Source organism: Nocardia cerradoensis NBRC 101014 (assembly GCF_000308535.1).
Classification (GTDB): Bacteria; Actinomycetota; Actinomycetes; order Mycobacteriales; family Mycobacteriaceae; genus Nocardia; species Nocardia cerradoensis.
The window spans coordinates 47,542-70,715 of record NZ_BAFW01000048.1 but is presented as its reverse complement, the minus strand read 5'-3'; the positions used below and the strand labels follow the sequence as shown (position 1 = coordinate 70,715).

The following is a 23,174-nucleotide window of genomic DNA, read 5'->3' as shown; positions in this document are numbered from 1 at the left end:
CCCGACCGTCCGCTAGACCGCGATACCGACCAGATGGCCGACCGCATAGGTCGTCGCCATCGCCAGCGCACCGCCCGCCAGCACGCGAATCGTCGCGCGCCGCACCGGCGCCTGCCCCAGGCGGGCTCCGACGGCGCCGGTCGCGGCCAGGGCCACCAGAACCGCCGCCGCGGTGACCGGAACCCGGATCGCCGCGGGTACCAGCATGGCCAGTAGCGGCAGCAGGGCGCCGATGGTGAACGCCGTCGCCGACGACAGCGCGGCATGCCACGGGTTGGTCAGCTCGCTCGGGTCAATTCCCAGTTCGGCCTCGGCGTGCGCGGCGAACGCGTCCTTGGCGGTCAACTCCTCGGCGACCTTCCACGCGGTGGCCGGCGTCAGGCCCTTGCCCTCGTAGATGGCGGCCAGTTCGGCGAGTTCACCCACCGGGTCCTCGGCGAGCTCGCGCCGTTCCACGGCCAGCACCGCGCGCTCGCTGTCGCGCTGCGTGCTCACCGACACATACTCGCCCAGCGCCATCGACACCGCGCCCGCGGCGAGTCCGGCGACGCCCGCGGTGACGATCGCCGACGTCGACGTGGTGGCCGCCGCCACACCCACGACAATCCCTGCGACGGAGACGATCCCGTCGTTGGCACCCAGCACCCCGGCCCGCAGCCAATTCAGTCGCACCGACAAACCCGGCCCGTGAGTTTCCGGCCGGACCACACTCTCCATTACCGCCGTATCCGCTTGCACCGGACAAAAATAACTCGGCTGCCTTTTCTCCGCCAGCAAAGAAAGGCTGCCCGAATTTAGGTAAACCATTGCACAGGAAGGTATTCCATACCTAATTTCGAAAACCGGGAGCGCACGCCGAATCAATGTCGGTCGTACCGAATTCCGTTCGTCGCCAAGACTTTCGGTGCCGCCCTCTCGCGAGACCGATGTGAGCTGCGGCACTGTCCGATTCGCGTCGATCGGCCGTGGCGCCCGCCGGTCCCGGACCGCCTGTGTCGCGCCACCCAGCGTTGGGAGGGCCGGATTGCGGGGTGATTGCGGCTCTCGGCGCTTACACTTTGCGAGACCAACTGGAAAGGGACTGGCGCAGAATGGACGCGGTCGTCACGGAAGTTGCGGTCGAAGGTAAGCGGCTCATCGACGAGGTGTGGCTGGGGCGGATCAGTCGCGAGCAGGCGGTACATCGGTTCGTGCAGGTGGGCGACGGGTTGGTCGAGTTCGACACGGCCGCCGACATCGTCGACGACGGGCTGGCCTGGCTCGATTCCCACGCCTCGCGGCTACGACTACTGGCCTGGTGCTCGTGGCTGGAACTACCGGTCTTCGGCGGCCTGGCGGTCCTCGGCGTGCTGACCGAGGACTATCTGTCCACCGGATTCTCGCTGATCCTGCTGGCCGCCCTGCAGTTGGTGCACCGGCACATCGGTCCACCCCGGCCGCCGATCCGGCGGCGGCAGCGCAGCATCTGAACGTCCGGACTTCCAGCGCCGATACGCCTCCGGCAGACACCGCGCGCACGGACGGTATCCGGCGGCGACGGCAGTGGCCTCGTCGGCGAAGAACACCCGGTATGCGGCGTAATTGCCGCGACGCAGTGCGCGCAGTGCCGCCGGGCAGTCCAGCCGCCCGTAGATGCGCTGACGCCGATGGCCGCCGACCGTGCCCGCGGTCGGGCTGCGGTACGGCACGGCGTCCGAGTCGAGCAGTACGTAATCCCGCGCCGCGACACCGCCCTCACCCGCGCGGCATTCCTCACGCATCGTGGAAAACCAGGCCCAGCGTGTGGCGATGTCCACTGCGCACCACGCTCACGCCGTGGCGCATGGGTGCGGCCGACCAGCCGCGCGCGGACCGCACGGGGCGTTCCCGGGTGGTGAATACCAGCCCGTGTCCCTGCGGCAGAGCGACTGCCGCGCCGCGGGATTGGGCGCGCGGGCGTTGTTCGACCATCAGGAATTCGCCGCCGGTGTAGTCCGAGCCCGCCGCATCCAGTCCGATCACCACCTGCAGTGGAAAGATCATGTCGCCGAAGAGGTCTCGATGCAGCGCGTTCCAATCGCCGGGACCGTAGCGCAGCAGGATCTGCGCCGAGCGATGCTGACCGGCCCGGTGGCACTGGGAGATCCAGTCGTCGAGGCCGTCCGGCCACGAACCGGGGCGACCCAGTCGCTGCGCCCAATTCCGCGCGATGGGCAGCAGTTTCGGATACAGCGCGGCACGCAACTCCGACACCACCGCGGGCAGATCGTGGGTGAAGTAGCGGTACTCGCCGGACCCGAAACGGTGACGCGACATCTCGATGGTGGAGCGGAAGCGGTCGTCGTCGGTGTACAACTTCGCGAGCGCACGGCACTCGTCGGCGCCCAGCAGGCAGCCGCTCAGCGCGTATCCGTGCTCGTCGAGTTCGCCCGCTATCCGCGTCCAGTCCTGCGCATCCACCCGAGCGCCGAACGGCGTCGCGGTGAGCCCCGAACCGGTCGGTGCCGGGCCGGTGTCAGGCGGCATGTTCGAGCTCCAGCAGTTGCCGCTTGCGGTCGATCCCGCCCGCATAGCCGGTCAGGCGGCCGTTCGCGCCGATCACCCGATGGCACGGCCGCACGATCAGAACCGGATTGGCGCCGATCGCGGCCCCGACGGCCCGCACTGCCGCCCGCGGCGCGCCGACCCGGGCGGCGATGTCGCGGTAGGTCACCGTGCGGCCGTACGGGATGTCGTCGAGCGCATGCCATACCCGACGCCGGAATTCACTGCCGCCGACCGCGTAGTCGAGTTCGAAACGAGTGCGCTGCCCGGCGAAGTAACCGTCGAGCTGGTCGAGCACCGAGACGAACGGTGCCTGATCCTCGACCCAATCCGATTGCGCCCCTGCACCTTTCCCGCCCGCGATGGACAGGGCGGTGAGCGCGACACCGGCCGGGCGCAGCTCGCCGACGAGCATCAGCTCACCGAGCGGACTCGCCGTCGTCGTGTAGACCGTCATTGCTGATCCTTTCGGTATGTCGATCCGTACGCTCCCCAATCTGCCGGAGCCCCGGATCTCACACCGGCGGAAATCAGACATCGCGTCCGGCCACGCCCGCGGGTATCGCGGGAATGAAACGGTTCGCGCCGGCGTCGGAGCGGATATGCGACTTCCCGATTCCGCGCGCGAATTCGTCGGCGCCGGCGCCAACGCGACCCTGGTCACCCTGAATGCCGACGGCAGCCCGCAGGTCTCCGTCGTCTGGGTGGCGCTGCAATCGACCCCCGAGGGCGACGAACTGGTCAGCGCACACCTCGGCGAATATCTGAAGGTGCGCAACGTCCGCCGCGATCCGCGAGTGGCGTTGACCATCGTCTCGGATCAGCCGAGCGGGTTCATGCGGCCGTATCTGTCGGTCACCGGCACCGCGCGCATCGTCGAGGGCGGTGCGCCCGAACTCCTGAAGGAGTTGGCCGCCGTACTGGCCGCACCGGGACTGAACTTCCCGCCCGCCGACGCCCCGCCGGGACTGCTGACCCGCGTACGGATCGACAAGATCGGCGGGGTCGGCCCCTGGGCGAGCTGAACGGACCGGCACGGCGTTCAGGCGTTCGACAGCACCGCCGTGCGCCGGACCGGCTGCAGCGTCTTGTCCAGATTCGTGCGCATGGTCGTGGCCGAATCCAGCAGGTAGTTCTGGCGCACCTTCCACGGATGCCGATCGCCCTGGCGCGGGAAGTCGCCGATGGACCGCTGGATATAGCCCGAGGCGAGGTCGAGCAACGGATGTTCGGTGAGCTCGGCCTGCGGCTGCGGCACCACCGCCTCGTATCCGCGGCGGTCCATATGGGCGATCACCTTGCACACCAGGCGTGAGGTCAGGTCGGCGCGCAGCGTCCAGGACGCGTTCGTGTAGCCGATGCAGACCGCGAAGTTGGGGACGCCCGTGAGCATCGTCCCCTGCCAGACGAATCGGTCGGACAGGTTCACCGGTTCACCGTCGACCTCCAGCGTGATGCCGCCGAAGGCGAGCAGCTTCAGACCGGTCGCCGAGATGACGATGTCGGCGGGCAGCACCCGGCCCGACTTCAGGCGGATGCCCTCGGGCACGAAGGTGTCGATGTGATCGGTGACCACCTCGGCCTTACCCTTGCGCATCGCCTTGAAGAAGTCGGCGTCCGGTACCGCGCACAACCGCTGATCCCACGGGTTGTATTCCGGGGTGAAGTGTTCGGCGACCAGCTTCTCGTCCTTGAGGATGCGTGTGGTCAGCCCGGTCAGCAGCTTGCGCGCGGCCTGCGGCCGACGGCGGCAGTACTGGTAGAACCCGACGTTGAACAGGATGTTCTTGGTGCGGATCACCCGGTGCGCCAGGCCCGCCGGCAGCAGTTCCCGAATCTTGTCGGCTTGCTTGTCGCGGCCGGGGACCGCGGAGATCCAGGTCGGCGAACGCTGCAGCATGGTCACCAGCTCGGCCTGCTCGGCCATCGCCGGAACCAGCGTCACGGCGGTGGCGCCACTGCCGACGACCACGACCTTCTTGCCGGCGTAGTCGAGATCCTCCGGCCAGAACTGCGGATGCACCATGGTGCCGGAAAACGTGTCCACGCCCGGGAATTCGGGCGCGTGCCCCTCGTCGTAGTTGTAGTAGCCGGCGCACGAGTAGAGGAAGCGACAGCTCAGTGTGCGCTCCGCATCGCCCTGCCGCAGGGTCAGCGTCCAGCGTGATTCGGCGCTGGACCATTGTGCTGCAACGACTTTGGTGCCGTAGCGAATATGCTTGTCGATCCCGTGGCGGCGTGCCGTCTCGGTGATGTAGCGCAGAATCGAGGGACCGTCGGCGATCGATTTGGCATCGCGCCACGGCTCGAACGGGTAGCCGAGGGTGAACATATCCGAATCGGAACGGATGCCGGGATACCGGAAAAGGTCCCAGGTGCCGCCCAGCGCCTCACGCGCCTCGAGGATCGCATAGGACTTTCCGGGCAATTCCGTCTGCACGCGGTAACCGGCGCCGATTCCGGACAGACCGGCGCCCACGATGACGACATCGACATATTCACCAGCTGCGGTCATGGTTCCAGTGTGCTGGTTCGTTCCCCGGCATTCTTGACTTTGCGCGACAAGTATTTGATTCTGGACGACATGTCGGTGATCCGCTCGGCCGGTTTGCGCGGTTTCCGCGCGACCGTGGCCGAACTCGGGGGAAATGCGGAGGAATACGCGACCGCCGCCGGATACCCGATCGCCGCCCTGGACGCCGACGATCTGCTGGTCTCCGACGAGGCGATGGCGCTGGTGCTGGAGATCGCCGCCGACCGGCTGCGATGTCCCGATCTGGGCCTGCGGATCGCCGCCCGGCAGGACCTCGGCATGCTGGGACCGCTCGCGCTGGCCATCCGCAGCTCCCCCACCCTGGCCGATGCGCTGGAGTGCACCTCGCGCTACCTGTTCGTGCACGCCCGCTCGCTGAGCCTGACCATCGAACCGGACCCCTACGGCGACCGCGGTGTGACGGCCCTGCGCTACGGCGTCGAACCCGGATTCCCGCAACCAGTCCAGGGCACCGACCTGGGCCTGGGATTCCTGCACCGCACGTTGATCCGGCTGGTGGAGGGCCCGTACGGATTGCGCTCGGTGGAGTTGCCGTACCGCCCGCCGGGTTCGCGCGCGACCTACGAGAACTTCTTCGGCGTCCCGGTGCGCTTCGAGCGGCCGGCGGCGATGCTGCGGCTGCCCAGCAACCTCACGACGCGGGCCATCGCGGGCGGCGATGCGAATCTGCGCCGGCTGGCGGTGGCGTTCCTGGCCGAACAGGCCGGCGACACCGGCGCCTCCACGGTGCCGGGGGTGCGGGCCGCCGTGCAGCAGTTGCTGGGCACGACCGCCCCGCAGATCGATTCGGTGGCAAGGCTTCTGACGATCCATCCGCGCACCCTGCAGCGCCGCCTGGCGGCCGAGCGCACGACCTTCGCCGCCATCGTCGACGATGTGCGCCGCAGTGAGGCGCGGCGCTATCTGACCACGACGGATCTGCCGATGAGCCAGATCGCCTCCCTGCTCGGCCTCGCGGAACAGGCCACCCTGACCCGATGCGCGCGCCGCTGGTGGGACAGCACTCCCACCGCGATCCGGCGCACCGCCCGAGCCTGAGCGGCCGGTCGGCTAGTGCGCGACGCTGGGGTCCCAGCGGCTGGCGGTGATGGTGAATCCCTGGATCGAGGAGAGCGGAATCATGGCCTCGTAGTTGCGCTGATAGCCGGTGCTCGTGATGCGCCAGCGGCCATCGGATTCGCGGCGATAGGTATCGCGGTAGTACGCGGCGCCGCGAATCATGATCCCGTGCTCGGGGACGATGACCGTATCCTCCAGACACCAACTGCCGGAGGCGGAGTCACCGTCCACCGCGATCTCGGGGTGACTGCACACGTGCGAGGTGATCATGGTGCCGGACATCGCGCCGCTGAGATAGCCGACGATGGCGTCGCGCCCCTGGAATTGCAGCGGTTTACCGCCCGAGGGCGAGCCGTAGTCGGCCACCGCGTCCGCGGCGAGGGTATCGGCGAACTCGTCCCACTCCCGCAGATCCAGCGTCCGCAGATAGCGGTATTTCAACGCACGAATCTCTTCCAACGCAACCAGATCCATCGCGGTCACCTCCTGGTATCGGCCCCGCCAGCACAATAGAACAGGTTTCTGTTTCGGTCCGGGCTTTCCCGTTGACCGGGACGGCCCGGACCGATTCGGGCCGATCAGGCGTGGGTGCCGCCGTCGATGCGCACCTCGGTGCCGGTGATGAAGGCGCCGTCGTCGGAGGCGAGCATGGCCACCACACCGGCGACCGTGTCGGGCGAGGCGAAACCCTGGCCGAGCATCGGCATCAGCTTGGTGAACAGCGAGAAATCGGCGTCCTCGGGCAGGCCCGGGCCGCGGCCGTCGGTCATATCGCTCGAGATCGAGCCGGGCGCCACGGCCACCGCGCGCAGGTTCTGCTTGGAGTATTCCGAGGCCAGCGCATGGGTCATGGACATGATGCCGCCCTTCGACGCGGCATAGGCGGCCATGTACGGGTGCGCGAAGTAGGTGGAGGTGGAGGCGAAGTTCACGATGACACCGCGGCCGCTGTCCAGCAGCGCCGGCAGCGATTCGCGAATCATCAGGAAGGTGCCGGTGAGGTTGGTGGTGATGATGCGATTCCAGTCGGCCAGCGGCATCTCGTGGGTGTGCGCCGAGCGGAGAATGCCGGCGGCGTTGACCAGCGCGTCCAGCCCGCCCAGGGTTTCCACGGCCTTGGCGACCCCGGCCTGTACCGAGGACTCGTCGGAGATGTCGATCGTGACGGTGGTCAGCCGATCGGCGCTGCCCTTCTCGGCCGCCTGTTTCGCGGTTTCGGCCAGGCCCGCCTCGCTGACGTCGGCGGCCACCACGGTGCCGCCCTCGGACAGAATGCGATGCACGGTGGCGCGGCCGATACCGGATCCGGCGCCGGTGATCAGAACTCGGCGATCTGCGAAACGCTCCATTGCGAAACTCTCCTCAACTGCGATTTTCTCGTTCGATTGACACACTACGCCTGAGTGGCACGTTGTGCCATAGTGACAAATCGCGCTTAGACTGTGCGGACAGGAGGTGACTCATGCCCGAGTCGAGAACCGGCCCGTCCGCCACCGCGTCGCCGCGGCCGAACCTGGCCCAGCGGCGCAAGTCGGCGACCCGGATGGAGATCGCCCACACCGCCGCCCGGTTGTTCGCCGAGCGTGGCACCGCGGCGGTCACCGCCGAGCAGATCGCCGCCGCCTCCGGCGTCGGCCTGCGCACCTTCTATCGCTATTGCCGCACCAAAGAGGATGCCGTGGAACCGATGCTGTCGGCGGGTGCGTCTCGCTGGCTGGACATCCTCGGCGACGGACCGGATCGGTTGCCTACCATCGCGGAACTGGAGACCGCCGCGCTCCGCGCCCTCACCGTGGTGGACCGCGACGAACTCGACATCACCCGCGGCCTGTTGCGCGCGATGGCCGACGATACGGCCCTGCGCGCGGTCTGGTTCCGGGTCAATCTCACCGGCGAGCACGCCCTGCTCGGGCTGCTGGCGAAACTGTCCCCGGACACCGATCCACTGCGCCTGCGTACGCTGGCCGCCGCGGCCGCCGGCGCGATCCGCATCGGACTGGAGCAATGGGCCGACGACGACGGCGCATCGCAGATCGGCGTGCCCGACGAAAATCTCTCGGCCGCAACCGAAACCGCACTGCGCCCCGGCGGACCCGCTCCCCTGGTGGTCAGATGCATGCGCGAACTCACCGCCGGCGTCTATGCGCAAGCCCCCGCGGATCCGGCCGCGCCGGGCTGACGGTCGCCGAACGCGTACCGGACCGACCATCCTCTGCCGGAGCCGGTCCGGTCACTCCGCCCGTGCCGCATCGCGTTTCAGCTTGCGCCAGCCGCCCGCGCGATTGTTCGCGATGATCTGCCGCAGCATCGCCGACAGCGCGGGGGCGTCGACCCTCTCCCCCTCGCGAATCGCCACGGTGCGCGCCGTCGTGTTGTCGTGACCGCCGGTGATGATGCCCGCCGGATCGGGCACGATCGCACCGTCGTAGAGGAAGACGTCGACGTGCGTCTTCGTGGCGAGCAGCGCGCAGATGTTGCCGTCGAGCACGAAATACGGTCGTACCCTGCGCTTCACGGTCTCCGTCACCTGCGGGTCGGCGGCGTGGACGAGTTCACGCACCTCGCGGCAGATGTCACGCTGCCAGGACGGTAACGCGTCGATGTAGGCGTCGACGCGCGGGTCGGCCACGTAACTCACCACCGGCTTCTCCCGGATCAGCTCTTCCCGGATTTCGCTCCGGACTTCTTCTCGGACTTGGCGTCCGACTTGCCGTTCGCCTTCTTCCCCTTCGGTTTCTGGCCGTTCGCGGAGGCGTCGAGGGATCGTTCGGCTCCGGAGCCGGCCACCACGGCGACGATCAGTCCGGACTCGTCGGCGTCCACGCGCACGGTGTCGCCCGGATTCAGCTCGCCACCGAGTACCAGCCGGGACACCTGGTTCTCCAGCTGCTTCTGCACCGTCCGGCGTAGCGGGCGGGCACCGAATTCGGGTTGATATCCGTTCTCGGACAACCAATCCCGTGCCGCGTCGGTGACGTCGAGCTCGATGTGCTGAGCGCGCAGGCGGCGGCGGGGGCCGTCGAGCACCAGATCGACGATGCGGCGCAATTGTTCCTGATCGAGGCGGTGGAACACGATGGTCTCGTCGATGCGGTTGAGGAATTCCGGCCGGAAATGCTGTTGCAGCCGTTCCATCAGCCGCGGGGTGATGGCGTCGAGCTCCGCCGAGGTGGCCTTCAGGATCAGATCCGAACCGATATTGCTGGTCATGATCACGATGGTGTTCTTGAAATCGACCGTGCGGCCCTTGGCGTCGGTGACGCGGCCGTCGTCGAGCAGCTGCAGCAGCACGTTGAACACGTCCGGATGAGCCTTCTCCACCTCGTCGAACAGGATCACCGAATACGGTTGGCGGCGAACCTTGTCGGTGAGCTGCGCGGCATCCTCGTAGCCCACGTATCCGGGCGGTGCGCCGACCAGCCGGGACACCGTGTGCTTCTCCTGGAATTCGCTCATGTCGAATCGGATCAGCCGGTCCTCGTCGCCGAATACCGCCTCCGCCAAGGCTTTCGCCAATTCGGTCTTGCCGACACCGGTCGGGCCGAGGAACAGGAACGAGCCGATCGGGCGGTTCGGATCCTTCATCCCGGCCCGGGCGCGGCGCACCGCCTCCGCGACCGCCACGATCGCCTCGTCCTGCCCGATCACCCGCTTGTGCAGCACGTCCTCCAACTGCAGCAGGCGCTGCCGTTCCTCGACGGTCAACTCCGACACCGGAATTCCGGTCTGCTTGGACACCACCTCGGCGATGTCGTCGAGGGTGACCGTCGGCGCCTCGTCGGCGGTGATGTGGCCGACCCGTTCCTCGGCGGCGGAGATCTCGCCCTTGAGTTCGTCCGCGCGGGCGTAGTCCTCGCCCGCGACGGCGGCATCCTTCTCCCGTTCCAGGCGCGACAATTCCTCCCGCGCCGCACGCAGATCCGGGCCCGGCATGCGGGTGCGCAACCGGACCCGGGCGCCGGCCTGGTCGATCAGATCGATCGCCTTGTCGGGCATGAACCGATCGGTGATGTAGCGGTCCGAGAGCTCGGCCGCGGCAACCAACGCCTCGTCCTCGTAGTGCACCTGATGGTGTTCCTCGTAGACGTCGCTGAGTCCGCGCAGGATTTCGATCGTGTCGGCGACCGACGGTTCGGGGACCAGCACCGGCTGGAAGCGGCGCTCCAGGGCGGCGTCCTTCTCGATGTAGCGCCGGTATTCGTCGACGGTGGTGGCGCCGATGGCATGGAGTTCGCCGCGGGCCAGCGCCGGTTTGAGCAGGTTTCCGGCGTCCATCGACCCCTCGCCGCCGGTCCCGGCGCCCACGATGGTGTGCAACTCGTCGATGAACAGCACCAGTTCGTCGGAGTGCTCGCGGACCTCGTCGAGAATCTTGGTCAGCCGCTCCTCGAATTCGCCGCGATATTTGCTGCCCGCCACCAGCGAGCCCACATCGAGGGCCACCACCCGCCGATCGGCCAGCGTGCTGGGCACATCGCCGTTGACGATGCGCTGCGCCAGACCCTCGACGATCGCGGTCTTGCCGACTCCGGGATCGCCGATGAGCACGGGATTGTTCTTGCGCCGCCGGGACAGGATTTCCACGGTCTGCTCGATCTCCTCGGCGCGGCCGACGACCGGGTCGACCTTGCCCGCGCGGGCCTCGGCGGTCAGATCCCGGCCGTATTCGTCCAGCGTCGGAGTGTCGGTGGGCTTCTTCTGCCCCTCGGCAGCCGGCAGTTTGGCACCCGAAAGAGACTGTGCGGCAGGGCTTTCCGGATTGTCGGCGATGCCGAGCAGAATATGTTCGGGGCCGATGTAGCTGGATCCCGCCTCGGCGGCGTTGCGTTGCGCGGTCCGCAGGGCCAGTTTGGCACCGGGCCCGAGCACCACCTGACCGCCCGCGGTCGCGGTGGCCTCTCCGCTACCGGCCGCACCGCGCATCTGCGCGGCGACCTTGTCCGGATCCAGGCCCAGCTGGCCGATGATCCCGCGCGAGGGCTCGACCTGCGTGGCGGCATAGAGCAGATGTTCGGCGGTGACCTCCGGATTTCCCCAGTCCTGCGCGGCCGACCGGGCGATCGCGATCAGCTCCTTGGCGCTGTCGCTGAGCAGCCGCCCCAGATCGATGCGCTGCACCGGCGGCTGCGCGGCCATACCGGGGCCGAAGAAGCGGTTGAACAGGTCGTCGAAGGAGTTGAACGAACTGGGCCAGGCAGCGGTCATGTCCACACCTCGTATCTCGGAATTTCGTCGTCGCAGCGGCGAGCGAACGGACAGCTACGGTCCGCATCGCCGCACTCACTCGCAGAACCACTCCGAAACGGTCGGGTCCCACCGTACCCTCGGCCACCCCTTCCGGGGAGGCCGCCGACGCATCCGTTACTTTCCAGCGATCCACGTGGACGTTCCGGCGATCCATCCGTCGCGAAGTGGGTATCGATGGGAGCATGGGCCCGTCCCGAAGATCACCACCGATCGCACACCGATGCCCGGCGGGATTCGAACACGTTGATCTTGCCGCGGTGCCACACTCGAAGATGGTTGGGCTCGAGGAGGAACTGTGACCACAGCACCGTCTCGAGGCGCCGCCGAGATCGAAGCCGTAAGGCCTTATCCCCGGCGGATCGCCCCGAAGGGTTCCCAGATCTGGACGATCGTCACGACGACCGATCCCAAGTTGCTCGGCGTCATGTACATCGTCAGCTCGATGGCGTTCTTCCTCATCGGCGGACTGATGGCGCTGCTGATGCGGGCCGAGCTCGCTCGCCCGGGCCTGCAGTTCCTCTCGCCGGAACAGTTCAATCAGCTGTTCACGATGCACGGCACGATCATGTTGCTGTTCTATGCCACACCCATCGTGTTCGGCTTCGCCAACTGCATCCTGCCGTTGCAGATCGGCGCGCCCGATGTGGCCTTCCCGCGACTGAACGCGCTCAGCTACTGGCTCTACCTCCTGGGCGCCTCCATGGCCACCGCGGGATTCGTCACCCCGGGCGGCGCCGCGGACTTCGGCTGGACCGCCTACACCCCGCTCTCGGATATCGTGCACTCCCCCGGCGTGGGCTGCGATATGTGGATCATGGGCCTGGCCGTCTCCGGTCTGGGCACCATCCTCGGCGGAGTCAACATGCTCACCACCGTCGTCGTCCTGCGCGCACCCGGGATGACCCTGTTCCGGATGCCGATGTTCACCTGGAACATCGTGGTCACCAGCGTGCTGGTCCTGCTGGCATTCCCGATCCTCACCGCGGCGCTCATGGCCTTGATGGTCGACCGGCACCTCGGTGGTCACATCTACGATCCGGCCACCGGCGGCAATCTGCTCTACCAGCATCTGTTCTGGTACTTCGGCCATCCCGAGGTGTACATCATCGCGCTGCCGTTCTTCGGCATCGTCACCGAGATCTTCCCGGTGTTCAGCCGCAAACCGGTCTTCGGCTACACCGCGCTGGTCTACGCGACGATGAGTATCGGGGCGCTGTCGGTGGCGGTGTGGGCGCACCACATGTTCGCCACCGGAGCCGTACTGCTGCCCTACTTCTCGTTCATGACCTTCATGATCGCCGTGCCGACCGGGGTGAAGTTCTTCAACTGGATCGGCACGATGTGGAAGGGGCAGCTGACATTCGAGACGCCGATGCTGTGGGCGCTGGGATTCCTGGTCACCTTCCTGTTCGGCGGCCTGTCGGGTGTCATCCTCGCCAGCCCGCCGCTGGACTTCCACGTCACCGACACGTATTTCGTTGTGGCGCACTTCCATTACGTGTTGTTCGGAACGATCGTGTTCGCGACCTTCGGCGGGATCTACTTCTGGTTCCCGAAGATGACCGGCCGACTGCTCGACGAGCGGCTCGGCAAGATCCACTTCTGGACCACCTTCCTGGGTTTCCACACCACCTTCCTGGTGCAGCACTGGCTGGGAAACGAAGGTATGCCGCGCCGCTACGCCGACTATCTGCCCTCCGACGGCTTCACCGCGCTCAATACCGTGTCCACCATCGGCTCGTTCATCCTCGGCTTCTCGATGATCACCTTCGTCTGGAATGTGTTCCGTAGCTACCGCTACGGCGAGGTCGTCACGGTGGACGATCCGTGGGGGTACGGCAATTCGCTGGAATGGGCCACCACCTGCCCGCCGCCGCGGCACAACTTCTACGAACTGCCCCGGATCCGTTCGGAGCGACCGGCATTCGAGTTGCACTATCCGCACATGATCGATCGCCTGCGCGCCGAATCGCATATCGGCTGGGGCGCCCCGCATGCGGAGGTGCACGAGACCGCGCCCGCCGCACCGGAAAGGACCTAGATCGTCGGGACCGCCGACGGCGGTAGGGGTTCCATCGGGCCGAGCCTGCGATGGACCACATGCTGCTGCACGAAGGTCCAGGTGTTGCTCGTCGCGAAGTAGACCAGAATGCCGATCGGCATCACCAGACCGGCGACCAGTGTGCCGAGCGGAAACAGCCACAGCGTCATCACGTTGATCAGCCGCATCTGCGCGGTGGTCTCGAGCTGGCGGGCGATCGACGCCCGCGCGGTGCAGTGGGTCGCGACGGCCGCGATCAGCACCAGCGGGATCGCCACCACGGCCACCGACGCGACCGAATCGGTGGAGGTGAGCGTCGCCGACAGCGGCGCGCCGAACAGATCGGCGTGCAGGAACGACCGCACCTGTTCCGGTGCGAACACGTAATTCGCGGTGTCGGCGTTCTGCGCCGCCGTCATCGCGGTGGAACTGCCGAGGAACGGCACATGCGAGACCGCGGTGCGGTCGAAGGAATGCAGCACGTGCAGCAGTCCCACGAACATCAGCAACTGCGCGAGCACCGGCAGGCAGCCGCTGAGCACGTTGAAGTTGTGCTGCTGCTGCAGTTTCCGGGTTTCGACGGCCAGCCGCTCGCGGTCGTCGCCGCATTCGGCGCGCAACTGCCGCATCTTCGGTTGCAGCACGGCCATGGTGCGTGAGAAGCGGACCTGAGCCAGGAACGGCCGATACAGGACGGCGCGCAGGGTCACCACCAGCATGACGATCGCCAGGGCCCAGGACAGGCCACTCGCGGCGCCGAACGGGATGGCGAATCCGGTGTGCCACAACCAGAGAACGGCGGCGACCGGGTAGTACACGAAATCGAGCATGGGATATCACCTCACTTCGAGGCACCCGTGAAGGTACGGGCGAGTGAACGGGGTCGGCCGAGCAGCCGCGCGTTCATCTCGGCCGGCGAGAGCACCGGCGTGGTGACGCGCGATCAGCTCCGGTGACCCGGTGCCCTGGGCCGCACCCGGCCCGCCGTATCCGGATTGCTCTGTCGGAGAAAGGATCCCCGTCGCCGCTGCTGTGCCGAACCGGGAGGTCCGCTGTGGACCGCGACCGGCGCCGGCCGGAACAGGCGGCGACCACCGCCAAGGCGAGAATCGCCGCGGCTCCGACGGCCAGCAGCGAATTCGGTTCGCCCGCAGGCACAACCGTGGCGGCGACGATGGACAGCACGACGGCGCACAGCATCAGCGCCGTCGAACGGATCCCCATCACCATGCCGATCAGAGTACCGAACGTCCACGCCCGCCGAGCTCAGCCGACGACCTCATGTCCGGCCGCGGGGCCGCGGACCGACCCGCGCAAAACGCCCACAGCGAACCAAGCGCTTGCTAGTGTCGGTGGGATGATCTCGACGATCGTCTGGGGCACGGGCAATGTCGGCCGTGCCGCGATCCGCGCCGTGCACGCACACCCCGAACTGGAATTGACCGGGGTGCTGGTGCACGATCCGGCGAAGGTCGGGCGCGATGCGGGCCGGCTGGCCGGACTCGACCACGACCTCGGCGTCACGGCCTCGGCCGATGTCGACGCCCTGCTGGCGCGCCATCCCCGGGCGGTCGTGTACGCCGCGTCCGGCGATATCCGGCCCGACGACGCACTGCGCGATATCGTCGGCGCGATCCGCGCCGGCGCGGTGGTCGTCACGCCCGCGCTGTACGCGCTCTACGATCCCCGCAACGCCCCCGCCGAGGTGCGCGAACCGGTGCGGGCGGCGATCGCGGCGGGCGGCGGCTCACTGTTCGTCTCCGGTATCGACCCCGGGTGGGGTAACGACGTGCTGCCGTTGCTCGTGAGCGGGCTGGGTCACCGGGTCGACACGATCCGCTGCCAGGAGATCTTCGACTATTCCACCTACGACCAGCCGGATTCGGTACGTTACCTGGTCGGGATGGGCCAGCCGATGGACTACGAACCGCCGATGACCGCACCCGGCGTCCCGACCATGGTGTGGGGCGGGCAGATTCGGCTGATGGCACGCGCCCTGGGCGCCGAACTCGACGGAATCCGCGAGACACTGGACCGCCGCGCCCTCGACACCACGGTGACCACCGCGGCGATGGGCGACTTCGAGGCGGGCACCCAGGGCGCGGTGCGGTTCGAGGTGCAGGGCATGGTCGGCGGCCGGCCGCGCATCGTGATCGAACACGTCACCCGCATCCATCCCGGCTGTGCACCGGACTGGCCGTGCCCGCCCGACGGTGCGGGCGCGCATCGCATCATCGTGGAGGGCGATCCGCGCATCGAGGTGACCGTCGAGGCCGAGACCGAGGGCGGTAACCGCGCCGCGGGCGGAAATGCCACTGCCGTCGGCAGATTGGTCAATGCCATCGACTGGCTGGCCGCGGCCGAGCCCGGTCTCTACGACGCCCTCGACGTCCCGTTGCGCCCCGCCGTCGGCAGATTCGCGAGCGACCCATCCGAAAGGACACCGCAATGAACATCGATATCCCCGAGGGGAAGGATCCGATCGGCTACGTCTGGGGTGAGATGGTGCCGGGCATCGGGCCCGCCGCCTCGAAGTTGTCGCTGGCGGTCTACTCGCACAGCACCCTCGGACTGCGTGAGTTCGAGGCGGCGCGGCTGCGGATCGCCCAGATCAACGGCTGCCTGTTCTGTCAGGACTGGCGCACCGAGCGCGACGGGCAGAAGGTCGAAGTCGGTTTCGACCAGGCCGTCACCGAGTGGCGCACCACCGATTCCTTCGATGATCGGACCCGGCTGGCCGCCGAATACGCCGAACGTTACGTACTCGATCACCACAACCTGGACGACGAGTTCTGGACCCGGATGCGGGCGCACTACAGTCAGGCCGAGATCGTCGAGTTGAGTATGTGCATCGGCTCGTGGCTGGCGTTCGGCCGGCTCAACCGCGTGCTCGGACTCGACACCGTGTGCGTCCTGCCGGGCCACTGACCGCCGCTACTGCTTTGGCAGGGCCCCGGCCATCCCGCCGACGTCGGTCACCTTCCAGCCGCTGCCCGGATCGATGTCGACCGTGTAGGTGACGGTGGTTTGTGCACCCTGTGGCGTCTGCGCGCTGGTGGAGTTGACGTTCAGGAACACGTCGACCTTGTAGACGCCGTTCTCGGTGCTCATCACCTTGGCCGCGATCGGGGTCGCCGACGAGGTCCACTTCAGCGGGACCAGGATCTCCTGCAGTTTCGGTGCGGTGGCGTCGAATTTCTGCGCCAGCTGCGACGAGGTGCCGGCCTTCAGTTTGCCGATCCACGCGCCGACGTTCTGGTAGTCGATATTCGAGGCGCCGACCGCGTAGTCGGTGGCGACCTGTTCGGCGTGCTGCTGCGCCGCCGCCCGGTCGTCGCGGTCGTGCAGATCGCCGCGCGCCGACAGCCACAGCGATCCGAAAACCGCGGCGAGCGCGATCAATACCACTGCGGCCGCCGCGGTGACCACGGTGGAGAGCCGGATCGACAGTGTGCGAGGTGCTTTCGCGGGTTCCACCCCCGTCCCGGCGGTGGTGGGCTCGGCGGTGGTGGGCTCGGAGGACTCGGCCTCCGCGTCGACTGCCCGCTTCGGTTCGGTACCAGTGTCGTCCGACATGGTGTCCTCCTTCTCGGTGGTACTACTTGACATTGATCCGCACCCGCACGGTTCCGTCGGTGCCCACATCGTCGAGGGCCTGCGTGATCAGGCTGGAGATGTCGATGCGCGGCGCGGCATTCGTGGTCGCCTCCGCGAGCGGAGCGAGCGCCGGGCCCAGGGACTTCAGCTCCGGGCCGAGTTCTGCCAGCCGGTCGGTCAGCTTCGCCAGGAACGGCGCCAGACCGTTGCCCTCGGTGTAGCTTGCGGCGGGACGCGCGTCCACCATCCGGCCCACCGCCGCCACCAGATCGTTCAGGGCGTGGGTGAACCGCACGAACGCCGGCGCCGCGGTACTGGTGGCCGGACCGGCCCACTCGATGTCGGCCGCCGCGGCCTGAAAGCTGTTGAGCAGATCCGCGATCCGCGGGCTGCGGCTCATGATCGCGGCCGCCAGCAGATCTCCGGATCGGGTGAGATTCGGAATCGCGGCGTCGGTGCCGTTCAGCGCGGAACTCGCGGTGGCGACCAGCGAGCCCACCACCTCGGGATCGAGCTGATTCATGGTCTTGGTGACCAGCCGCGCGACGTCCGGAATCGACAGCGGCATGCGCACATTCGACGTTTCCAGGCGCTGGCCGTCGTGCAGATACGGCCCGTTGCCCGAGACGGGCCGGAATTCGACATACGGTTCGCCGAGGGCCGACAGATGTTCGATGGTCACCGTGCTGTCGGCCGGCACCCGTTTGGCCGCGGCCAGCCGCATGCCGACCTCGACACCCGCGGCGGTATGGCGCACGGCGGTCACCCGGCCGACCTCGAGCCCGGTGAGCAGCACCGGCGATCCGACCCCCAGCCCCCCGGAATCCGTCAGCACCATGGTGGTTCGGTTGTAGTCGGCGAAGGGGTCGGCGCGGACGACGCCGAAGGTCAGATAGCTCGCTCCCAGGACGGTGATCGCGACGATGCCGCCCAGCGAGGTCAGCGCACCCCACCTCATCGCACCACTCCGATCATCCGCAGGGTCGCCAGGATGCGGTCGGTCTGCTGATCGGGCGGCACGTCCGCCGACGCGTCCGAGCGCACCCCGACGATGTTCACCTTCGGCCCGCGCTCGACGAACGGAATCAGCTTGTCGCGCAACAATTCCACGACGGCCTGCAGATTCGACGGCCGGCTCAGATCCACCGGGCCGGCCGAGAGCAGCAACGGCGCGAACGCCTGGGCCGCCCCGTCGGCATCACGCAGCACGGGCCCGAGCCAGGTCAGCGACGCACCCACCGGCCCCAGCCCACCGAAGATCTTCGTCACGCCCACGATGGAGTCGGTGATGCCGTTCATCTGATCGACCGAGGTACGGCTGAGGATATCGTCGAGTTCGGGCTGAATATCGTGCAGCACCTGCGCATTCGTGCCCAGGCCGTCGAGCAGCGCGTCGACGCTGTCCAGGTTGTTCACCAGATCCGTGGCATCGGTGGCCATGGTGTGCGAGATCCGGGCGGTCTGCGCCGGATCCTGCGGCAGCGTGCGATTGAACTGCTCGATGACGTCCTGTAGCTGGGTCACCGCACCGCCCTGGGTGAACGCGGCGATCAGCGCCATCGTGTCCTCCAGTTGCACAGGCGGTTTCGTCTGTGCCATCGGAATCGTGGACCCGTCGTGCAACAGGGTGGCGAAACCGCTCGGTGGGGTGGTCAGCGCGACGTGGATATCGCCGAGCACCGTGTTCTGCCGCAGCTCGGCGACCGTGGCCGCGGGAAGGCGCACCGACCTCGAGATGTCGGCGTCGACCACGACGTAGCCGCCGCGGCCGTCCGCGGCGCCCGGTTTCACGACGGTCACCCCGGAGACCGTGCCGACCTGCGCGCCGTTGGCCATGATCTTGGCGCGCGCCGGCAGGTTCAGCACATTCGAGAACTCGATGCGCACGTGGTAGGTCGGACCGGACACCGTGGTTCCCGGCACCGGTACCGACGAGGGGTCGAACGCGCATCCGGCGGCCGGCAGCGCGGCCGCCACGACGATCGCCGAGCCGAGCGTGAATCGCCGAAATCTCATCGCGCACCTGCCAATCCGAATATGAGGGCCGCCATGTCCACCTTCGCCAGACCGTCGGCCGGGGTGCAGCGTCCGGGGGCGAGGGTGTCGATCGCGGCGCACACCTGGTCGGCGTGGTCCTGCGCAATCGCCACCTTCGGCGGGGCGTAGCCGATCCCGGAGTCGCCGACCGTGTGCACGGCCTGAGCCAGAACCGGTGTCAGCGAGATCATCTGGGCCAGTGAGCCCACGTTCGCGCGCAGGAATTTCACCAGCGGGACCGTGTCGTCGAGGGCGCGCATGATCGGATCGCCGAACAGGGTGGTGATGTCGTTGAGCATCGGCAGCACCTGACCGAGGCCGTCGAACAGCGCGGCGCCGGGCCGCAGCAGATCCTCGGTGGCCTGGTCCAGGACCGGGCCCAGGCGGGTGAGCATCGTCTTCAGCTCACCCCAGTGCGCCTCCACATCCTTGGACACCGAGGCGAACGCATCGAAAATACCTGCCAGATGGGCGATATCGGCGTCCGGCGCGGACAGTGCGGCGCCGAGCTTCTGCACCAGCGCGTTGATCTGCGGTCCGGTGCCCGCCGTGGCGTCGTTCAACGAGGTGAGTCCGCGCTCGAGCGCATCGGGGTGCGCGGCGTCGGGACCCTGGATCTGCGACGACAGCTGGGCCAGCGCGTTCAGGGTGTCGCTGATGCTCTTGGGAGTCAGAGTTCTGGTGAGGCAGTGAGCGGGATCCCAGCGTGCGGTCTCCTTGCCACCGGAGACCACCGCGAGTTCGCGGGAGGCGACGATGCTGTCCGACAGCGTCGTGGCACCGGCGTCGGCGAGGATCGGGTGATCGGAGTCGACATCGAATTCGACCTTGACCGCATTACCTTGCACGGCAACGGATTTCACCGTGCCGACGGTGATGCCGCGCATGGTGACCTGATTGCCGGGGTAGAGCCCGACGCTTTCGGGCATGATCGCGCAGTAGGCCGTGGTCGCCTTCAGCGGCTGGAAGGCGACGAGATAGCCGACCACCGCGACCGCGACGACGGCCACCGTCCCGGCGATCGACATGAAGGCCCGCGAACCGAGCAGCTTGTGCAGCATCAGCAGTCCTTCCCCGGTACCGGAATACACAGGTGGCCGGCCGGTGCGCTGACCGTCTGCCCCGACTGATCGACGGTCACCGGCCCGTCGGTCCCGGCGAGCTGGGAGAACTTCTGCTGCAGGCTCTGCACCGTGCCGATCACCGGCTCGAGTTCGCCACCGAGCTTTTCCAGCTGCGGCAGTGCGTCACCGAGCTGCTGGAGTTTCGGTTTCAGCGCCGAATCGTAGGTGGGCGCCAGGGCCGCGACCCGCTCGATGACCGCGCGCAGCAACCGCACGCCCTCACGCAGTTCGGCGCGCTTGTCGACCAGCAACGTCTCCATCTGGTTGACGTTGACCATCAAGCGCCCGAGATCGTGTTTGGCCCCGTCGTACATGGTGACGTATTCGTCGGCCACCGCGATCGCATCGGTGACCTGGGTGCGCTGCCGGTTGAGTGCGTCGACGTAGGTGCCGAGCGTGTTCAGGGTGGTGCGCAGCGCATCCGGCGCGGACTCGATCGAGGTGTCCAGGGCGGCGAGATTGCGGCGCAGCGTGTCGCCGTCGATCTGCCGCAGCGGTTGCGCCGCGTCCTGGAAGGTCTGCACGAGACTGTAGGGCAGCCGCACGCGATCCGTCGGAATCGCCTTGTCGCCCAGCGGTTTATCGCCCGCGGGAAACAGCGCGACGTAGTTGCCGCCGACGATGGTCAGCATCCGGATGTCGAGTGTGGACCGGTCGCCGACGAAGACGTCCGAATCGACGGTGAACCGCATCCGCACCCGATCCGGATGCAACTCCAGCGATTCCACCTTGCCGACCGGGATACCGGCGACGCGAATATCGTCGCCGACCTTCACCGACTGCGCTTCGGACAGTTCGGCGCTGTAGGTCTTCTTGCCGAACGGCACCACGTACAGGATGCCCGCGGCGGCCGCGCAGACCACGACGAGCGCGACGCCGACGATACCGAGCCGGATTTCGCGGCGGCGGGTGGTCGCCGCGTCCGCGACGCGCCGATCGCGCGGCCGGAACAGGCCGGACCCGAACCGATTCAGCTGTTGCATATCGCCACCTGCTGTCCCGCGACGAGCACCCGCACCACCTGCGGCAGTTCAGCATTTCCCTTGGAGCACTGCGGTTTCCAGCCCGCCACCGGCTTCGGTGTGGCCGCGTCCAGACCGCCGAGCAGGGCCGGCAACCTGCCGAAGACGTCCACGGCCTCTTTCGGGTCGGGGAACAGCCGCCGGATGAGCGCGTCGACATCGGTGCCGGACTGCAGGCCGAGCGCGTCGAACAGGCTGTCCAACGGTCCCAGCACCGACGGCGCGGCCATCGCGAACTGCGCCAGCCCGCCGATATTGGTCTGCAGGGACTCGAAGATGTCGGTCAGCCGGGCCAGCAGCGGCACCAGGTAGTGCACCCGCCCGCCGACGCGCTGCGACAGATCGGACATGTTGTGGATGAGGGCGCCGATCACCTGCTGGCGGTTGTCCACGTAGGAGGCGAGCCGGCCGATCGCGGCCAGCACCGGTTCGACGTTGCTGCCGTCGCCCTCGATCAGCGCGACCATGCTGGCGCTGAACTGGTTGATCGCGTCCGGGGAAATGGTGGCCAGCACCGGTTTCAGGCCGTTGAACATGCTCGTCACATCGAACGACGGCACGGTGTGGTCGACGCCGATCGTGCGGCCGGCCGGCAGCCGCGTCCCCGGCTTCGGCTGCTGCTGCAGATCGATGTAGCGCTGACCGGTGAGATTCTGATAGCGGATGGCGAGCTTCGAATCGTCGAAGATCGGCGTATCGGTCTTCAGCGACAACCGGACTCGCGCCAGAGCGCCGTCGAGCGAGATGTCGTCGACCTTGCCGACCTGCACACCGAACTGGCGCACGTCGTCGCCCACCTTGAGCCCGTTGGCATCGGTGAACAGCGCCTGATGCGTCTCGGTGTCGCCGGCGACGGGCCGCTTGATCGCGGTGAACACCACCGACAGCACGACGATCATCACCACGGCGAACAGACCCAGCCGCCAGGCGGCGGCGCCGACCTTCATCGGATTCCTCCCAGCAGCGGTGCCAGCACCGGCACGCCGCGCACGTCGATTTCCGTGTCGAGCACCGGGCCGTCCGGGGTGTCGTGCAGGCCGGCGCGCAGGCGGCGCACGAGTTCGGCGAGATCTGCGCCGGATTGCTGCGGATGCGGTACCAGCCGCGCCGGCACCGCGAGCATCGGCGCCAGAGTGTCTGTGGTGCCGGATAATTCGGATCCGGCACGTGCGCCCAGACCGGCCAGCGCGGGCAGCACCGAACCGGTCAGCGCCGAGGTTCCGGCGTCGTAGGAGCTTCGATGATCCTGCAGCCGTGGAATATTGCGCAGCAGATCGAGCACCTGGATCGTCGCGCCCGCGAAACGCCCGCCGCCGTCGAAGGCCGGGCCGAGCCGTCCGACCAGTTCGGAACTGGGCATCTTCTGGTTGTCGGTGATGGTCTGCGCCACCGAGATCAGGGCCTGGGCCAGCGGCGTGAAACCGCGTACGTCGTTGGAGACCTGAGCGATCACCGTGGCCATCTGCGGAGTCAGCAGAGCGTTGCCGGTCTGCGAGAGCCCGCGCAGCAGACCACCCATGGTCGCGTCGTAGACCGCGTCGGCGTGCTGTCCGGTCAGTTCGATCGTCGATCCGCCGCGCAACGGGGCGCCGCCGGCGCCGGGCCGCAGTTCGATCTCGCTGATGCCGAACAGATTCACCGGCGCGTAGTCCACCCGCAGGCTGTCGTCGATGCCGTGCAGCTGAGATCGGTCCAGTCGCAGGCTGATTCGCTGGGTACCGCCGTCGGCGGGCACGATCGCCGCGACCTCGCCGACCTGCACACCGTCCACCCGCACCGGCGTGCCGGCCAGCACGCCGTCACCGATCTGCTCGGTGTGCAGGGCGATGCGCAGACTGTCGTCGGAGCGCAGCCCGCGATAGGCCAGCGAGGCGATCGCGACGGCGGCCACGACCGCGATCGCCACCCCACCGACGAGCAGCGAGCGCCGCTTGTCCACCGCCACTCCGGGCATTCCGTAATTCGGCACC

The 23,174-nt window shown here is 67.8% G+C and carries 24 protein-coding genes and 1 pseudogene; 7 read left to right on the top strand and 18 right to left on the bottom strand.

From position 1 onward, the window contains the following. Positions 1 to 12: 12 nt before the first annotated feature. Positions 13 to 717 (bottom strand): VIT1/CCC1 transporter family protein, encoded by a 705-nt coding sequence (locus ON23_RS06200; RefSeq protein ID WP_039776868.1) that lies wholly within the window; start codon positions 715 to 717, stop codon positions 13 to 15. A gap of 374 nt (positions 718 to 1,091) precedes the next feature. On the opposite strand from ON23_RS06200, the gene ON23_RS39145 reads away from it, so the two are divergent. Then, the gene (locus tag ON23_RS39145) at positions 1,092 to 1,469 is read left to right on the top strand and encodes a hypothetical protein (protein ID WP_030516063.1); all 378 of its coding nucleotides are present in this window, start codon (positions 1,092 to 1,094) and stop codon (positions 1,467 to 1,469) included. 3 nt (positions 1,470 to 1,472) lie between these two features. On the opposite strand, the pseudogene ON23_RS39140 reads toward ON23_RS39145, so the two are convergent. The 3 genes and pseudogenes from ON23_RS39140 to ON23_RS06185 form a co-directional block, all read right to left on the bottom strand. Beyond that, positions 1,473 to 1,760: pseudogene (locus tag ON23_RS39140) on the bottom strand (Ada metal-binding domain-containing protein); the annotation flags it as partial. After that, positions 1,753 to 2,505: a 2OG-Fe(II) oxygenase gene (locus ON23_RS06190; RefSeq protein ID WP_051042095.1), complete on the bottom strand. Its 753-nt coding sequence runs from the start codon at positions 2,503 to 2,505 to the stop codon at positions 1,753 to 1,755. The pseudogene ON23_RS39140 and the gene ON23_RS06190, both read right to left, overlap by 8 nt. Then, positions 2,495 to 2,980: a methylated-DNA--[protein]-cysteine S-methyltransferase gene (locus ON23_RS06185; RefSeq protein WP_039776867.1), complete on the bottom strand. Its 486-nt coding sequence runs from the start codon at positions 2,978 to 2,980 to the stop codon at positions 2,495 to 2,497. The genes ON23_RS06190 and ON23_RS06185 overlap by 11 nt, the downstream gene beginning before the upstream one ends. Positions 2,981 to 3,125: 145 nt before the next feature. Between ON23_RS06185 and ON23_RS06180 the strand changes: the two genes are divergently transcribed. Then, entirely contained in the window at positions 3,126 to 3,548 is a 423-nt protein-coding gene (locus ON23_RS06180) for a PPOX class F420-dependent oxidoreductase (RefSeq protein WP_039776899.1), read from the top strand. Positions 3,549 to 3,565: 17 nt separating this feature from the next. Here the strand turns inward: ON23_RS06180 and ON23_RS06175 are convergent, their stop codons facing one another. Then, complete coding sequence (locus ON23_RS06175; protein WP_039776866.1) at positions 3,566 to 5,038, bottom strand: flavin-containing monooxygenase; 1,473 nt, start codon at positions 5,036 to 5,038, stop codon at positions 3,566 to 3,568. A gap of 9 nt (positions 5,039 to 5,047) precedes the next feature. On the opposite strand from ON23_RS06175, the gene ON23_RS06170 reads away from it, so the two are divergent. Beyond that, positions 5,048 to 6,115 (top strand): AraC family transcriptional regulator, encoded by a 1,068-nt coding sequence (locus tag ON23_RS06170; protein WP_223273645.1) that lies wholly within the window; start codon positions 5,048 to 5,050, stop codon positions 6,113 to 6,115. 12 nt (positions 6,116 to 6,127) lie between these two features. On the opposite strand, the gene ON23_RS06165 is transcribed toward ON23_RS06170, so the two are convergent. Both ON23_RS06165 and ON23_RS06160 read right to left on the bottom strand, forming a co-directional pair. Continuing rightward, entirely contained in the window at positions 6,128 to 6,610 is a 483-nt protein-coding gene (locus tag ON23_RS06165; RefSeq protein WP_039776897.1) for a nuclear transport factor 2 family protein, read from the bottom strand. Positions 6,611 to 6,714: 104 nt separating this feature from the next. Beyond that, positions 6,715 to 7,485 carry an SDR family NAD(P)-dependent oxidoreductase gene (locus ON23_RS06160; RefSeq protein ID WP_036498754.1) on the bottom strand — a complete coding sequence of 257 codons (771 nt, stop codon included), beginning with the start codon at positions 7,483 to 7,485 and terminating at the stop codon, positions 6,715 to 6,717. Positions 7,486 to 7,598: 113 nt separating this feature from the next. Between ON23_RS06160 and ON23_RS06155 the strand changes: the two genes are divergently transcribed. Continuing rightward, complete coding sequence (locus tag ON23_RS06155) at positions 7,599 to 8,315, top strand: TetR/AcrR family transcriptional regulator (RefSeq protein WP_051042093.1); 717 nt, start codon at positions 7,599 to 7,601, stop codon at positions 8,313 to 8,315. Between the two features lie 51 nt (positions 8,316 to 8,366). Here the strand turns inward: ON23_RS06155 and ON23_RS06150 are convergent, their stop codons facing one another. Both ON23_RS06150 and ON23_RS06145 read right to left on the bottom strand, forming a co-directional pair. Then, entirely contained in the window at positions 8,367 to 8,777 is a 411-nt protein-coding gene (locus ON23_RS06150; protein WP_210743554.1) for a DUF1801 domain-containing protein, read from the bottom strand. Between the two features lie 14 nt (positions 8,778 to 8,791). Continuing rightward, the gene (locus tag ON23_RS06145; RefSeq protein WP_039776865.1) at positions 8,792 to 11,341 is read right to left on the bottom strand and encodes an ATP-dependent Clp protease ATP-binding subunit; all 2,550 of its coding nucleotides are present in this window, start codon (positions 11,339 to 11,341) and stop codon (positions 8,792 to 8,794) included. A gap of 337 nt (positions 11,342 to 11,678) precedes the next feature. Between ON23_RS06145 and ctaD the strand changes: the two genes are divergently transcribed. Beyond that, positions 11,679 to 13,424: an aa3-type cytochrome oxidase subunit I gene (gene ctaD, locus ON23_RS06140; RefSeq protein ID WP_083903727.1), complete on the top strand. Its 1,746-nt coding sequence runs from the start codon at positions 11,679 to 11,681 to the stop codon at positions 13,422 to 13,424. On the opposite strand, the gene yidC is transcribed toward ctaD, so the two are convergent. Further along, the gene (gene yidC, locus ON23_RS06135; RefSeq protein ID WP_051042091.1) at positions 13,421 to 14,254 is read right to left on the bottom strand and encodes a membrane protein insertase YidC; all 834 of its coding nucleotides are present in this window, start codon (positions 14,252 to 14,254) and stop codon (positions 13,421 to 13,423) included. The genes ctaD and yidC overlap by 4 nt on opposite strands. Before the next feature lie 113 nt (positions 14,255 to 14,367). Next, positions 14,368 to 14,619, bottom strand: a complete 252-nt coding sequence (locus ON23_RS39135) for a DUF6412 domain-containing protein (protein WP_245555912.1) — start codon at positions 14,617 to 14,619, stop codon at positions 14,368 to 14,370. A gap of 162 nt (positions 14,620 to 14,781) precedes the next feature. Between ON23_RS39135 and ON23_RS06130 the strand changes: the two genes are divergently transcribed. After that, on the top strand, positions 14,782 to 15,876 hold the full coding sequence (locus ON23_RS06130; RefSeq protein ID WP_051042105.1) for an NAD(P)H-dependent amine dehydrogenase family protein: 1,095 nt from the start codon (positions 14,782 to 14,784) through the stop codon (positions 15,874 to 15,876). Then, positions 15,873 to 16,352 (top strand): carboxymuconolactone decarboxylase family protein, encoded by a 480-nt coding sequence (locus ON23_RS06125; RefSeq protein WP_039776864.1) that lies wholly within the window; start codon positions 15,873 to 15,875, stop codon positions 16,350 to 16,352. Before ON23_RS06130 ends, ON23_RS06125 begins: the two co-directional genes overlap by 4 nt. A gap of 6 nt (positions 16,353 to 16,358) precedes the next feature. On the opposite strand, the gene ON23_RS06120 is transcribed toward ON23_RS06125, so the two are convergent. From ON23_RS06120 to ON23_RS06090, 7 genes are read right to left on the bottom strand one after another with little or no spacing between them, the layout of a single operon-like run. Continuing rightward, the gene (locus ON23_RS06120) at positions 16,359 to 17,000 is read right to left on the bottom strand and encodes a hypothetical protein (RefSeq protein WP_039776863.1); all 642 of its coding nucleotides are present in this window, start codon (positions 16,998 to 17,000) and stop codon (positions 16,359 to 16,361) included. 22 nt (positions 17,001 to 17,022) lie between these two features. Further along, positions 17,023 to 17,979: an MlaD family protein gene (locus tag ON23_RS06115; RefSeq protein WP_039776862.1), complete on the bottom strand. Its 957-nt coding sequence runs from the start codon at positions 17,977 to 17,979 to the stop codon at positions 17,023 to 17,025. Next, positions 17,976 to 19,037, bottom strand: a complete 1,062-nt coding sequence (locus tag ON23_RS06110) for an MlaD family protein (RefSeq protein ID WP_083903726.1) — start codon at positions 19,035 to 19,037, stop codon at positions 17,976 to 17,978. The genes ON23_RS06115 and ON23_RS06110 overlap by 4 nt, the downstream gene beginning before the upstream one ends. Beyond that, positions 19,034 to 20,119: an MlaD family protein gene (locus ON23_RS06105; protein WP_039776890.1), complete on the bottom strand. Its 1,086-nt coding sequence runs from the start codon at positions 20,117 to 20,119 to the stop codon at positions 19,034 to 19,036. Before ON23_RS06105 ends, ON23_RS06110 begins: the two co-directional genes overlap by 4 nt. Next, positions 20,119 to 21,165, bottom strand: coding sequence for an MCE family protein (locus tag ON23_RS06100; protein ID WP_039776861.1), 1,047 nt, complete (start codon positions 21,163 to 21,165; stop codon positions 20,119 to 20,121). Before ON23_RS06100 ends, ON23_RS06105 begins: the two co-directional genes overlap by 1 nt. Next, the gene (locus ON23_RS06095; protein ID WP_039776860.1) at positions 21,153 to 22,151 is read right to left on the bottom strand and encodes an MlaD family protein; all 999 of its coding nucleotides are present in this window, start codon (positions 22,149 to 22,151) and stop codon (positions 21,153 to 21,155) included. The genes ON23_RS06100 and ON23_RS06095 overlap by 13 nt, the downstream gene beginning before the upstream one ends. After that, on the bottom strand, positions 22,148 to 23,173 hold the full coding sequence (locus tag ON23_RS06090; RefSeq protein ID WP_083903725.1) for an MlaD family protein: 1,026 nt from the start codon (positions 23,171 to 23,173) through the stop codon (positions 22,148 to 22,150). Before ON23_RS06090 ends, ON23_RS06095 begins: the two co-directional genes overlap by 4 nt. Position 23,174 lies beyond the last annotated feature (1 nt).

Excerpts from the sequence above, each read along its gene's own strand:
- ON23_RS06200 (WP_039776868.1), bottom strand. The coding sequence starts at position 717 with ATGGAGAGTGTGGTCCGGCCGGAAACTCACGGGCCGGGTTTGTCGGTG.
- ON23_RS39145 (WP_030516063.1), top strand. The coding sequence starts at position 1,092 with ATGGACGCGGTCGTCACGGAAGTTGCGGTCGAAGGTAAGCGGCTCATC.
- ON23_RS06190 (WP_051042095.1), bottom strand. The coding sequence starts at position 2,505 with ATGCCGCCTGACACCGGCCCGGCACCGACCGGTTCGGGGCTCACCGCG.
- ON23_RS06185 (WP_039776867.1), bottom strand. The coding sequence starts at position 2,980 with ATGACGGTCTACACGACGACGGCGAGTCCGCTCGGTGAGCTGATGCTC.
- ON23_RS06180 (WP_039776899.1), top strand. The coding sequence starts at position 3,126 with ATGCGACTTCCCGATTCCGCGCGCGAATTCGTCGGCGCCGGCGCCAAC.
- ON23_RS06175 (WP_039776866.1), bottom strand. The coding sequence starts at position 5,038 with ATGACCGCAGCTGGTGAATATGTCGATGTCGTCATCGTGGGCGCCGGT.
- ON23_RS06165 (WP_039776897.1), bottom strand. The coding sequence starts at position 6,610 with ATGGATCTGGTTGCGTTGGAAGAGATTCGTGCGTTGAAATACCGCTAT.
- ON23_RS06160 (WP_036498754.1), bottom strand. The coding sequence starts at position 7,485 with ATGGAGCGTTTCGCAGATCGCCGAGTTCTGATCACCGGCGCCGGATCC.
- ON23_RS06155 (WP_051042093.1), top strand. The coding sequence starts at position 7,599 with ATGCCCGAGTCGAGAACCGGCCCGTCCGCCACCGCGTCGCCGCGGCCG.
- ON23_RS06145 (WP_039776865.1), bottom strand. The coding sequence starts at position 11,341 with ATGACCGCTGCCTGGCCCAGTTCGTTCAACTCCTTCGACGACCTGTTC.
- yidC (WP_051042091.1), bottom strand. The coding sequence starts at position 14,254 with ATGCTCGATTTCGTGTACTACCCGGTCGCCGCCGTTCTCTGGTTGTGG.
- ON23_RS06130 (WP_051042105.1), top strand. The coding sequence starts at position 14,782 with ATGATCTCGACGATCGTCTGGGGCACGGGCAATGTCGGCCGTGCCGCG.
- ON23_RS06125 (WP_039776864.1), top strand. The coding sequence starts at position 15,873 with ATGAACATCGATATCCCCGAGGGGAAGGATCCGATCGGCTACGTCTGG.
- ON23_RS06120 (WP_039776863.1), bottom strand. The coding sequence starts at position 17,000 with ATGTCGGACGACACTGGTACCGAACCGAAGCGGGCAGTCGACGCGGAG.
- ON23_RS06115 (WP_039776862.1), bottom strand. The coding sequence starts at position 17,979 with ATGAGGTGGGGTGCGCTGACCTCGCTGGGCGGCATCGTCGCGATCACC.
- ON23_RS06110 (WP_083903726.1), bottom strand. The coding sequence starts at position 19,037 with ATGAGATTTCGGCGATTCACGCTCGGCTCGGCGATCGTCGTGGCGGCC.
- ON23_RS06105 (WP_039776890.1), bottom strand. The coding sequence starts at position 20,119 with ATGCTGCACAAGCTGCTCGGTTCGCGGGCCTTCATGTCGATCGCCGGG.
- ON23_RS06100 (WP_039776861.1), bottom strand. The coding sequence starts at position 21,165 with ATGCAACAGCTGAATCGGTTCGGGTCCGGCCTGTTCCGGCCGCGCGAT.
- ON23_RS06095 (WP_039776860.1), bottom strand. The coding sequence starts at position 22,151 with ATGAAGGTCGGCGCCGCCGCCTGGCGGCTGGGTCTGTTCGCCGTGGTG.